Source organism: Oceanobacillus iheyensis HTE831, assembly GCF_000011245.1.
Taxonomy (GTDB): Bacteria; Bacillota; Bacilli; order Bacillales; family Amphibacillaceae; genus Oceanobacillus; species Oceanobacillus iheyensis.
Genome location: NC_004193.1, coordinates 3,092,227 through 3,104,374, shown reverse-complemented (window position 1 = coordinate 3,104,374; position 12,148 = coordinate 3,092,227). Strand labels below are relative to the sequence as shown.

The following is a 12,148-nucleotide window of genomic DNA, read 5'->3' as shown; positions in this document are numbered from 1 at the left end:
TAGAGGTGATCACATGCAAATTTTAAAAGTAGAAGAAGCGGATAAGCAGGCGGTGAATGATTTTCTTGATAGAAATGAAAATGTATCGAAGGTTAGTCTTTTGTCACACGGGTATGTAGTTGAAATGAATGGAAGAATTGATGGTTGTTTTGTGCTAGAGCCGATGGAGAACCATGCGTTTTGGTTAAAACAATTGTATATAACTCAATCGGAAGCAAGAAAACTTCCTGTTTTATTAGAAGGAATTCTTGTAATCGCCAGAAAAATTGAAGCTAGATGTGTATATGTGCATAGTCATCAGCCAGTTGTGGATATCCTTCTGGAAGCATTACAGTTTAAGCGTGAAGAGCAGATTGAAGTCAGAAAAATAGATCAGCATAAAAAAGGAAATTGGTGGACATATAACGTGTCATAATTGGAGTTACACACAATATACACAGGACGCTGTGTATAACCAGGGATAACCTGTGAACAAATATACAACTGTGGATAATTATATGTGGAAAAGTGGATAATCATGACGGATTATCCACTTTTTTGCGTTTCTAGTCGGCTTCTACTAAAATAGAAACGTAGAAAAGAGGTTACAGAATGACTACGAAACGATGGAATATGAATGATATAGACAAGAATCAAAGTTATATAAAGGAAGCTGCAGGTATTCTGCAAGCTGGTCAAACAGTCGCTTTTCCAACAGAAACAGTCTATGGATTAGGAGCCGATGCTACAAATCCACAAGCCGTTTCTAAAATTTTTCAAGCAAAAGGCCGACCGGAAGATAATCCACTGATAGCTCATGTGGCTACAAAAGAACAACTACAACGCTTAGTTACTTCTATACCTGGCTATGTGGATAAATTAATTGCGGCTTTCTCTCCTGGACCGCTGACGTTTATTTTACCGAGTAACGGGATATGTGCTTCAAATGTAACAGCAGGACTTGATACCATTGGTGTACGTATACCGAACCATCCTGTAGCATTACAATTATTAAAGGAAGTAGATATCCCGATCGCAGCACCAAGTGCAAATATTTCTGGAAAACCTAGCCCAACAACAGCTGATCATGTCTTTAACGATCTCGAAGGTAGAATTGCAGGGCTTGTAGATGGTGGGCCAACAGGGGTTGGATTAGAATCCACCGTTATAGATTGTACACAAGAGATTCCGGTGATACTTCGTCCGGGTGGAGTTACGAAAGAGAATTTAGAAAGTGTAATCGGGCATGTTTTGGTAGACCCTGGGATTATTGATGGGGAAGGGAAACCAAAATCCCCAGGAATGAAGTATAAACACTATGCACCTGAAGTCCCCTTGTGGATTTTCGAAGGTGATAGTAATGGATTCCAAGAGTTGATCGAGAAAGAACAACAAAGCAATCATAGAGTAGGTGTATTATGCTCCAATCAATTTGCGGTTCAGTTATCTCATGATAATATCTATCAGTTAGGAGACTCGATGGAAGAGATTGCATCAAGTCTTTACGACGGCTTGCGTTATTTTAAGCAACAGGCAGTAGATGTTATTATTTGTGAGTCTTTCCCGGAGAGTGGAATTGGACAGGCAATTATGAATCGATTACGTAAAGCTTCTGACTCAACAATTACGTAAAGTTAATAGAATATCTAAAAATGTAAGCAACAGGCATTCATAAGACTTCTTATTCATGCATATAGTTTATTAGCATGTCCTAGGAGGAAGTTGAATGCCTTTTACATCGGAAATTATATCAATTATTTTATTAGCAATTGGCCTAAGCATGGATGGATTTTCAGTTAGTTTAGGTCTGGGAATGCAACAATTAAGGTTAAAACGGATCGCTTACATTGGGTTAACGATTGGATTTTTACACATGTTAATGCCTCTAGCTGGCATGTTGCTTGGACAAGTTATTTCAGAGCAAATTGGTCAATGGACATCATTTGCTGGCGGTGTATTATTATTTTTAATTGGTGCTCATATGTTTTTTTCTGCATTTCGTTTAACGGAAGGATTTCGTTGGCAACCTGTGGGTGTTGGACTTTGGATAATAGCGTTTAGCGTTAGTTTAGATAGTTTTACTGTTGGACTCGGACTTGGTATATCTGGTGTTCAAATTTTTGTTACACTATTTGCATTTGGTATTGTTAGCTGTTTTCTCACATGGTTAGGAATGCTGATCGGCAGAAAAGTGTATAGATTTTTAGGGGTGTATAGCGAACTCCTTGGAGGAAGTATACTATGTGGATTTGGTATATTCATTTTATTTAGTTAGTGCAGAATCAATTTCCAATTTTATTATAAAATCCGAATTTTGCGCTGTTTGATTTCCATTGCAGACGGACGCTTTTTAGCAGGCACGGCCTCAGCTAACTTGAAAAGAAGACCGCTTTTCAAGTGGATCTTCAAGCTCTGTTATTCTGAGCTGGAGTCGCCGTCTTCCATTACAATCAAAGCCAAGACTTTCCTGTAATCAAACAATAATTTTTGTATTCTTACTATGGTATTGATATTTACATATAATAAACAGTATTTTTTCTAATTTGATGAAAATTTACAAAATTATAGATATTCACTTTCTAATATGTTACAAATGAGTTGTATTTATTACAAATTAGGAGGTGAATATTCTTATCGAAATTACATCATGAATCACTTAATAAAAAACTAGAGAGGATTGATTGTATGAGTAGAAAGAATTTATTATCAGTATTTATTGCCTTCATTACGTTTCTAATAATTACACCTTCTGTTATGGCTAATGAAGCTGAGATTATTTCAGAACAAGAAGATACAAAGTATCAAATGTTTGATAACTCAGAGGAATATTGGACAAAAGAAAAAATGGAAAATGCAATTCCAATGGATAAGCATTTCGATGCTACGGAGTCAAAAAGCCTAACAAACTCAGAAGAAGCAAATAAGATCCAAACAAGCGAAAAATCCTACAACACAGAACCTGCTAGTCCCAAGTATAATAATGCATTAGACTTCAGCCCAAATGCAGTTGTTCCTAGTACTACAGGAAAGCTATTCTTTTACAATCCGAATGATGGAAATAATTATGTTTGTTCAGCTTCAGCAGTCAACAATCCAAATAAGAATCTAGTATCTACTGCTGGCCACTGTATGCATGAAGGTAGCGGTGGAGATTTTTACACGAATATCGTATTTGTACCAGCATATTATGAAGGGAACGCGCCATACGGAAGATGGAATGTAAATTGGAAAGTTACTTTTAGAGGCTGGACGGACAATGGTAATTATGACTATGATCAAGCATTTCTAACAGTATTTCAGAATGATGGAAGAAATCTCGTTAATGTCGTCGGAGGTAATGGGTTAAGTTTCAATTATAGTCAGAATCAATCTGACGTGCGTGTTACTGGTTATCCAGCAGCAGATCCTTACCCCGGAGATATCCCATATTCTTGTTATGGAGATACTTCTAAAAGATTCTTAAGTAATGATGCACAAATTTCTTGTGGATTTACTGGTGGAGCGAGTGGTGGAGCATGGTTTAGAACTATGTCTAGTGAGAATTTAGGGCAGATATTTGCTGTAACTTCTAGGAGATCTGACCCGCGAGGTACTCTATATGCTAGACCATTTACTTCAGATTATCGTGACTTGTTTGAGGGTATGGAAGATAGATAGATTAAAATAAAGGAAGGAGCTTATGAATGTCAGTATCCTTTAAAAGATTATATCTCGTCTTAATTAGCTTTATTATTCTTGTGGGTGTTATTGGATGTGGCAATGGTGATGTGGAACTTCCAGAAGAATATGATCCATCTAATAAAGAAAATTCCCCTGAAGATGAGAGTTCACCTGAAAGTGAAGAAGATCCTCCACCAGAAGGAGAAACTGAATTGCCTAAGAATCCTATTCCAAAAGACGAGATTGACCCGGGAGACGATGAGATTCCTCCTGGCGAATCTCACGAAGAAAAAGATTTACCAAATAAATATTCAAAAGTATTTTGAACATGGATAATAATATCCGTGTTCTTATTTTTATTATGAATAAATTTTCCTGTTTAGTAAAACCGCTTAATTGTATTAAAAATTATTAATATTTTTGTTACAACTTAACATCTAATACATCGGAAATTACACCAATGGCTAATCACTACAGGCTTGCACCTAAATTTCTAGGTGCGAAAATTTTAGTTTACAATTAAGAATTTTGTTATATGATCCTTATCTAACATTGTTTTGACTGGAATAAATGGAGTATTAACAATTAACATGAGGATAAAAATAGATACCAGTCTCAATGCTTTTCTACTTGTTCCATAAAATAATCGATAAACAAACACCTGTAAAAATGTCATGAGCTCGACATTAATACACTGTATAATGAATCTACACAGGTAGAAAACCATATTCGAAATAGAATAATCGCACGGAGGAAGAACTATAAATGAGTTATTAAAAATGTTAACTCATTTATAGTTCTTTTTTGGTAGGTTATAATGGCTATATAAGAAAATTAAGGTGAATGTGTACATACATCATATAATATATTATTGTTTTAAAAATAAGTGGAGGGTTAATTATGAATGTTTTATTTATATGCACAGGAAATACTTGCCGAAGTCCAATGGCAGAGGGGTTGTTAAAAAGTAAGATGCCAGCCTTCAATGTGAAATCTGCAGGAACGGCAGCAATGGATCGAAGCCCTGCGTCAAACCATACCATGCAGGCATTATCTGAAAAAGGCATTGACATGCACCATTATTCTCAATCTGTAAATGAAGAGTTATTAGAGTGGGCAGATATCGTCCTTACGATGACTACTTCACATAAACAATCGTTAATTATTCAATTCCCAGAGCAACAAAGCAAGTATTTTACCCTTAAAGAATATGTTTCAGAAGCCGATAAAGAAATATGGGGACAGATACAAAAGGCCTATGCTGATTTAGAAGAAAAGCGTGCTTTATTTATTCAGAAGCATCAACATATGATGAACAACTTTCAGCTGCATCAATCAGTTTCAAAGGAATTTCAGACAGAAATTAATGAAATACAGCGTTTGGAATCCAAACTAATCAATTATGATATTTCTGATCCATTTGGAGGTGGATTAGATCAATATCGTAATACGATGAAAGAAATTGAAGACTGCATAGACCTTTTTGTTCAAAAACATACGTAATGCAGGAGGAAATTATGAAGAAAAAGTATCGGTTCAGTCTACGCTTGAAGCTTGTTGTTTTAATAACTGTATTAGCAATGATTACTTATGGATTTAGCGCGCTATTTATTTATGTTGTAAATGACTATGTACAGCAATTTTGGAGTGTTTCCGATGAGTTGTACTTGACAATCATATTACTATTAGGAATCTTTTGGTCAGGATTACTCGCATTTTTTGCGGCTAAATGGATTACGAAGCCAATGGAAAATCTAGAAAAAGTTGCAACGGAAGCTTCTCTAGGGAATTTGGATCAACACGTGCATATACCACGCTCGGACGATGAAATTCGTTCTCTTTCTTTAGCAGTCAATGGTATGCTGCTAAATCTGAACCGCATGGTACATAATATTGATACACATTTTGAAAAAACGAATGAGACGGTAGTTCAATTAAAGAATGCATCTCATAAAGCATCTCAACATTCTACAGCGATTGGTCACTCTATCGTTGATATTTCAAATGGTGCAGAGAGCTCTTCAGAAGCTACCCAACAAACGGCTGCTTCGGTTGAATTAGCTACAGATTTAGCTCGAAAAGTACAAGGAAAAGCAGAACAGTCTACAGATAAATCGAAATCAATGCTTGTTACCTTACAGGAAGGCCAACGCGTTGTTGGACAGTTAGTAGCTGGTATTCAAAAATTGACAAATGAACAAGAATTATCACTTAAAGATGTTAATCATTTAAAGCAGAATGCAAAACAAGTGGAAACAATCATTACGTTAGTCGGAGAAATTGCGGAACAGACGAATCTTCTAGCTTTAAATGCATCAATAGAAGCAGCACGGGCTGGTGAACATGGAAAAGGTTTTGCTGTTGTTGCTGAGGAAATTCGTAAACTTGCTGATCAAAGTGCCCAAGCAGTGCAGCAGATATCGGAATTAATTGGAGCGATACAGCATGATGTTACTCAAGTTGTTGAAAAAATAAATGAAAATGTGCAGTATGCAAAGGAAGAAGCAAAACAAGGAGAAGGAACAAACCGCACAATTGAAGAGATGGCTGATTCCATCACCGATGTTGCGAATGAAATTGAAACGATTCATCAGTTAGTAGATCAGCAACTTCATTCTATTCAAGATACTGTACAGCAATCACAAGAAGTTGCGGCTATTGCAGAAGAAACATCAGCAGGAACAGAGGAAGTTAACGCTGCTATTCAAGAACAAGTAATAACAATGGAGCAAGTCGATCAATTAGCTTATGAAATGGAACAACATGCAACTAATTTAAAATCACAAATTAACCAATTTAAGGTAAGAAAACAAGAGGAAGAAAGCAATGTTGAGCCTTTTAAGGCAGAGCAGGAACAATCTTTTCTTGAAAAAAGTGAATCTACTTCTGAAAAAAATAGGAATAAAGAAGTTTCGTAAATTAACAAAAATCATGGTATGCTTATAATGAAGGCGCAAGCACCCGTTTTACAACGTATAAACGTCAGTGAAGCAATGTAAAAACTTTATTTAATAGTGTTTTTTATTGGAATAAGGATCCGATGAAGTCTCACTTTATCATAGAAGAAGTCTGAAGTTTAAAAATTGCTGTGCGCTTTAGTTAGATGTAAACTGATTTTTACTGATGGGTCAAACGTTTTTTTACTTTTTAAGAAACTAGGTGAAAGAATAATGACAAATGATAGACTTGCACAAGATTTAAAGTGTATTGTCAAAGAATGGACAGATGCTAGAATTCTACGAGAAAATGATATTTTTGTTGTTGGCTGTTCAACGAGTGAAGTTGCTGGTCAGCCCATTGGAACAGCTGGAAGTGAAGAAATTGCTTCTACCATTTATCAACAGCTTCAATCTTTACAAAATGCTACAGGCATAAATCTAGCATTTCAATGTTGTGAACACCTAAACCGTGCAATTGTTGTAGAGAGGACAATAGCAACAACTTATTCCTTACCAGAAGTTACTGCTATACCTGTCAGGGAAGCTGGTGGAGCGATGGCTGCCTATGCTTATCAACATATGATTGATCCTGTTGTTGTAGAGAAAATCACAGCCGAAGCAGGAATGGATATTGGAGAAACGATGATTGGTATGCATTTAAAACATGTAGCTGTACCACTTAAATTCAAACAACGATTTATTAATTATGCTCGTGTAAGAGCTGCTCGTACGCGTCCAAAGCTAGTAGGGGGAAGTAGAGCTTACTATGGCAAGTAGTCATTATAACTACCATCTTCATCAGTAAATATTTAAAATCTTATTACATAGGGGGCTATACCAATGATGGAATTTGTGAAACAAGCAGATACCGAAGTGTTTGAAGCAATGCAAGCCGAAAAAAATCGCCAGCAAGATAAGATTGAGTTAATTGCATCCGAAAATTTTGTAACAAAAGCAGTAATGGATGCGATGGGATCTATTCTTACCAATAAATATGCAGAAGGTTATCCAGGCAAGCGTTATTATGGTGGTTGTGAGCATGTTGATGTAGTGGAAAATCTTGCTCGTGATCGTGCGAAAGAATTATTTGGTGCTGATCACGCAAATGTACAACCTCATTCAGGAGCACAAGCAAATATGGCAGTTTATTCTGCGGTACTTGAGCCTGGTGATACGGTACTAGGTATGAATCTAAATCATGGTGGACATTTAACTCATGGTAGCCCAGTGAACTTTAGCGGTCAATTGTATAATTTTGTTGACTATGGTGTAGACAAAGAGACAGAACAACTTGATTATGATGCTGTATTGGAAAAAGCAAAGGAAGTAAAACCTAAATTAATCGTGGCTGGAGCAAGTGCATACTCCCGTTCTATTAATTTTGCTAAATTCCGTGAAATTGCTGATGCAGTAGATGCATATCTAATGGTAGATATGGCACATATTGCTGGTTTAGTTGCTACTGGTGAACATGAAAATCCAGTTCCTCATGCAGATTTTGTTACTACTACAACCCATAAAACATTGCGCGGACCTCGTGGTGGTATGATTCTTTGTAAAGAAGAATTTGCCAAAAAAGTAGATAAAGCGATTTTCCCTGGAATCCAAGGTGGACCGTTAATGCATGTTATTGCTGCAAAAGCTGTATCCTTTAAAGAAGCATTGTCAGATGACTTTAAAGCATATTCAAAGCAAATTGTTGCAAATGCAAAATTACTAGGGGAAGCTCTCAATAAAGAAGGAATTCGTATTGTATCTGGAGGTACAGATAACCATCTACTATTATTAGATGTTACTCCATTACAATTAACCGGAAAAGTAGCTGAAAAAGCACTAGATGATATCGGTATTACAACGAATAAAAACACGATTCCTTTTGATCAAGAAAGTCCTTTTGTAACAAGTGGTATCCGTATTGGTACTGCTGCAGTAACTACACGTGGATTTGGTGAAGAAGAAATGAAAGAAATTGCTTCTATTATTTCTTTAACGTTAAAACACCATGAAGATGAAGCGAAGTTAAAAGAAGCAGCACAACGTGTACAAGCACTTACAGAAAAATTCACGCTATATGCTTAAATAATAGAAACGAACAATAATTGGATGATACTACATTATCCACTATTGTTCGTTTTTTTACTTAATGAGAAGATTGAAAAGTGCTCTTCTTTTCAAGTTAGCTGAGGCCGTGCCTGCTAAAAAGCGTCTGTCTGCAATGGAAATCAAACAACGTGCCCTTGATGAAATGAATAATTGTCATTAAAATCAAAAATTTGTAAAGACTTACCAACTTAATAACAATACTTGAAAGCAGAGGAGATTTTCAGTACAATTTTAAAGATATATCTTTTAATATAAGGAGTGATCTTAAGATGGGTAATGTATTTGTATTTGATCATCCGTTAATTCAACATAAATTAACGTACATACGTGACAAAAACACGGGAACAAAAGAATTTCGTGAACTTGTTGATGAAGTTGCGATGTTGATGGCTTTTGAAATTACACGTGATCTTCCCGTGAAAGAAGTCAATGTCGATACTCCAGTAACTACGGCGCCTTCAAAAGTACTTGCTGGGAAAAAGTTAGGATTAGTTCCTATTTTGCGTGCGGGACTTGGGATGGTAGATGGTGTTCGTAAGTTAATCCCGGCTGCAAAAGTTGGACATGTTGGTCTATATCGTGATCCAGAAACATTCAAACCTGTGGAGTATTATGTCAAACTTCCAAACGATATTGAAGAACGTGAAATCATTGTGATTGATCCAATGTTAGCAACAGGTGGTTCTGCAAATGATGCCATTGCAGCAATCAAAAAACGAGGTGCTAAAAATATTCGTCTCATGTGTTTAATCGCTGCTCCAGAAGGTGTTGAAGTAGTGAAAGAAGCACATCCAGATGTGGATATTTATTTAGCGGCTATGGATGAACGTCTAGATGATCATGGTTACATTATTCCTGGTCTTGGAGATGCCGGAGATCGCTTATTCGGTACAAAATAAAGAAACAAATTGATAATTTCATTTAAATTACGGTTAATTCCTTTGGTATAGCAATTTACATGAGAATCTTTTCTCTAAAAGTAATTGATTGCTCAAGGGAGTTAACCGTTTTTATGTAAGAAAATTAATATGAATATTAATGAAAATAAATTAGATAAGTTCATCCGTATAAATACAGCAAAAACTTCAAAAGCTATGGAAATAAGGTGGTGCTCGGATGCATATCGGAAAACTTATCCCCATATTTCTTTATATAATTTTATTATTGATATTTAGTTATCCACAATTAACAACATTTGCAGAATATAATCAGAAGGAATCCATTATTATTGAAGTGGAAGGTGATCCACATGAACAAGTTGAATATATTAAAGATTACCATCCTTTTATTGAAGTAATTTCAGTGTATGATACGATTTTTAATGGAATTGCCCTGCGAGGTTCCCCGGAACAACTTCAGAAAATGGAATCCTTAGAATTCATTAAAGGTATCCATTCCGTACAACAATATCAAGCTATACCAACTACGAAAACTTCAGTATTATCGGAATTACAACCGTCAATTACAGAGTTAGAACCGTATTCGTGGAATCATACTTCTTACACAGGCAAAGGTGTAAAAGTAGGGGTCATCGACACGGGAATTGATTATGATCATCCAGATTTACAAGCGAATTATATGAACGGATATGATTTAGTAGACCTTGATGAAGATCCTATGGAGACACAGCCTGAACAAGGAGTACCTACATCTCATGGAACTCATGTAGCAGGTATAATCGCTGCAAACGGTGATTTAAAGGGCATGGCTCCTGATGCAGAAATATATGCATATCGTGCTCTTGGCCCAGGTGGGGCAGGGACTTCCGTGCAAGTATTAGCTGCCATGGAAAAAGCGATTGAAGATGAAGTAGATATTATTAATCTTTCATTAGGTAACAATGTCAATGTTCCAGACTATCCAACGAGTCAAGCGGTAAATCGTGCTGCTGAATTAGGAATATTCGTAGTAATTGCGAATGGAAATAGTGGTCCTGATGCATGGACTGTAGGTTCACCTGCTACAGCAAACAAAGCCTTTTCTGTGGGTGCTTCAACCACTCCTTCAACCGTTCCGGTATTAAATGATTCGTTTGAAGGTAAATCAATTCCGTTGTTAGAGATGCTTGGTTCCCCGGAATGGGATTTGGAAAAAGATTATAATATTACCTCAATAGATGAGGAAGCAATCGGTTCTCTTTCTGGAAAAATAGCTCTTGTACAACGAGGGAAGATACCTTTTTACCAATTAGCGAAGAAAGCGGAAGAATTAGGAGCAGAAGCAGTTCTTATATATAATAATGAAGCTGGTCCTTTCCAGGGATCTGTAGAGTTTCGTGATGATCCTGTCCAAATCCCTGTAGCAGCAATTTCCAAAGAAGATGGGGAATGGTTAAAGCAACAAGTGGAGGAAAATAATCATTATTTCATTGATGCAACACGTGTAGATCAACCAATTCAAGTAGCACCATTTAGTTCAAGGGGGCCAGTGACAATTAACTGGCAGATAAAACCAGATATTATTGCGCCAGGTACTGACATTTGGAGTACCGTTCCAGGTGGATATCAAGCTATGAATGGGACGAGTATGGCTACCCCTCACGTGGCAGGAGCAGCAGCAGTTATCAAGGAAGCGAAACCAAATTGGACAAATGATCAAATTATTGGAGCGATCCAAACATCTGCAGATCAACTTATGAATGATGAGGAGCTAGTAACTTCAACGGAACAAGGCATGGGAGTTATTGATGTAAACAAAGCTATTGATACAAGTACGATAATTCACAATGGTCAGCTACAGTTTGGTAAAGTGGACAACTACCGTGACGAGTTTCAGCATCAGCTTATTATAGAGAATATGACCGATGAAACGCAGTCTTATCGATTCGATATTCCATATAAAGACAAAGGGATATCATGGAAGTTACCGAAGGCTTTTCAGTTAGAACCTTTTGAAAAGAAGGAAATTCCAATAGAAGCATCTGTTACGGGACTGCAATTAGAAAAAGGGGTTCACCAAGGCTGGATTGCTTTAGAGGAAGGGGATGCAGCATATCAACTACCGTACATTATCGTAAACAAAGAAGCAGACCAACCAAAAACAGCTGGATTTGAGTTCTCGCTAAAAGCGCTCTCTGACGATTTATATCAATATCAACTATATATGACAGAGTCTGCTCGAAAGCTGGAAGTTGATCTATATGATCCAGATACCCTTGTGTATAAGCGAAGATTGTTGGAAGAAAAAGACATCGATCAAGGTCTACACAATGGTGAACTGACGGCGAAAGAAGCAGGAAAAGAAGGATTATATTTAGCTATTGTGACGGTATACTTAGATGATGGAACGTATGAAAGTTCAGAAGCAATGGTCTACATCAAGTAGAATTATTATTGTTCACAAAAAAGTCATAAAACGAAAGTTGTTAAATAACATGAAGGAATTGATATGTGATACAGTGCACAATGAGGAAAAACAAGGTATGAAACACTAATATGTCAATGTTTTTAAATGTAATAAAATTAATA

At 36.5% G+C, this 12,148-nt stretch carries 11 protein-coding genes; all 11 read left to right on the top strand.

Translation table 11 applies throughout. From position 1 onward, the window contains the following. Positions 1–13: 13 nt before the first annotated feature. The 11 genes from OB_RS15280 (at position 14) to OB_RS15230 (ending at position 12,005) form a co-directional block, all read left to right on the top strand. Positions 14–415 (top strand): hypothetical protein, encoded by a 402-nt coding sequence (locus OB_RS15280; protein WP_011067391.1) that lies wholly within the window; start codon positions 14–16, stop codon positions 413–415. A gap of 176 nt (positions 416–591) precedes the next feature. Continuing rightward, positions 592–1,611: an L-threonylcarbamoyladenylate synthase gene (locus OB_RS15275; protein WP_011067390.1), complete on the top strand. Its 1,020-nt coding sequence runs from the start codon at positions 592–594 to the stop codon at positions 1,609–1,611. A 94-nt stretch (positions 1,612–1,705) separates the two neighbouring features. Continuing rightward, on the top strand, positions 1,706–2,254 hold the full coding sequence (locus OB_RS15270) for a manganese efflux pump MntP (protein ID WP_011067389.1): 549 nt from the start codon (positions 1,706–1,708) through the stop codon (positions 2,252–2,254). Positions 2,255–2,664: 410 nt separating this feature from the next. Further along, positions 2,665–3,636 carry a trypsin-like serine peptidase gene (locus tag OB_RS15265; protein WP_011067388.1) on the top strand — a complete coding sequence of 324 codons (972 nt, stop codon included), beginning with the start codon at positions 2,665–2,667 and terminating at the stop codon, positions 3,634–3,636. A gap of 26 nt (positions 3,637–3,662) precedes the next feature. Then, a complete protein-coding gene (locus OB_RS15260) occupies positions 3,663–3,965 on the top strand; it encodes a hypothetical protein (protein ID WP_011067387.1) in 303 nt (100 codons plus the stop codon). A gap of 574 nt (positions 3,966–4,539) precedes the next feature. Next, positions 4,540–5,142 carry a low molecular weight protein arginine phosphatase gene (locus OB_RS15255; RefSeq protein ID WP_011067385.1) on the top strand — a complete coding sequence of 201 codons (603 nt, stop codon included), beginning with the start codon at positions 4,540–4,542 and terminating at the stop codon, positions 5,140–5,142. Between the two features lie 14 nt (positions 5,143–5,156). Further along, positions 5,157–6,557: a methyl-accepting chemotaxis protein gene (locus OB_RS15250; protein ID WP_011067384.1), complete on the top strand. Its 1,401-nt coding sequence runs from the start codon at positions 5,157–5,159 to the stop codon at positions 6,555–6,557. Between the two features lie 252 nt (positions 6,558–6,809). After that, positions 6,810–7,355, top strand: a complete 546-nt coding sequence (locus OB_RS15245) for a TIGR01440 family protein (protein ID WP_011067383.1) — start codon at positions 6,810–6,812, stop codon at positions 7,353–7,355. Between the two features lie 66 nt (positions 7,356–7,421). Continuing rightward, a complete protein-coding gene (gene glyA, locus OB_RS15240; RefSeq protein WP_011067382.1) occupies positions 7,422–8,657 on the top strand; it encodes a serine hydroxymethyltransferase in 1,236 nt (411 codons plus the stop codon). A 293-nt stretch (positions 8,658–8,950) separates the two neighbouring features. Beyond that, positions 8,951–9,580: a uracil phosphoribosyltransferase gene (gene upp, locus OB_RS15235; protein ID WP_011067381.1), complete on the top strand. Its 630-nt coding sequence runs from the start codon at positions 8,951–8,953 to the stop codon at positions 9,578–9,580. A gap of 217 nt (positions 9,581–9,797) precedes the next feature. Further along, positions 9,798–12,005, top strand: a complete 2,208-nt coding sequence (locus tag OB_RS15230) for a S8 family serine peptidase (protein ID WP_011067380.1) — start codon at positions 9,798–9,800, stop codon at positions 12,003–12,005. Positions 12,006–12,148: the final 143 nt, after the last annotated feature.

What these genes read in the sequence shown, in the direction of transcription:
- OB_RS15280 (WP_011067391.1), top strand. Translation starts at nt 14, where the DNA reads ATGCAAATTTTAAAAGTAGAAGAAGCGGATAAGCAGGCGGTGAATGAT.
- OB_RS15275 (WP_011067390.1), top strand. Translation starts at nt 592, where the DNA reads ATGACTACGAAACGATGGAATATGAATGATATAGACAAGAATCAAAGT.
- OB_RS15270 (WP_011067389.1), top strand. Translation starts at nt 1,706, where the DNA reads ATGCCTTTTACATCGGAAATTATATCAATTATTTTATTAGCAATTGGC.
- OB_RS15265 (WP_011067388.1), top strand. Translation starts at nt 2,665, where the DNA reads ATGAGTAGAAAGAATTTATTATCAGTATTTATTGCCTTCATTACGTTT.
- OB_RS15260 (WP_011067387.1), top strand. Translation starts at nt 3,663, where the DNA reads ATGTCAGTATCCTTTAAAAGATTATATCTCGTCTTAATTAGCTTTATT.
- OB_RS15255 (WP_011067385.1), top strand. Translation starts at nt 4,540, where the DNA reads ATGAATGTTTTATTTATATGCACAGGAAATACTTGCCGAAGTCCAATG.
- OB_RS15250 (WP_011067384.1), top strand. Translation starts at nt 5,157, where the DNA reads ATGAAGAAAAAGTATCGGTTCAGTCTACGCTTGAAGCTTGTTGTTTTA.
- OB_RS15245 (WP_011067383.1), top strand. Translation starts at nt 6,810, where the DNA reads ATGACAAATGATAGACTTGCACAAGATTTAAAGTGTATTGTCAAAGAA.
- glyA (WP_011067382.1), top strand. Translation starts at nt 7,422, where the DNA reads ATGGAATTTGTGAAACAAGCAGATACCGAAGTGTTTGAAGCAATGCAA.
- upp (WP_011067381.1), top strand. Translation starts at nt 8,951, where the DNA reads ATGGGTAATGTATTTGTATTTGATCATCCGTTAATTCAACATAAATTA.
- OB_RS15230 (WP_011067380.1), top strand. Translation starts at nt 9,798, where the DNA reads ATGCATATCGGAAAACTTATCCCCATATTTCTTTATATAATTTTATTA.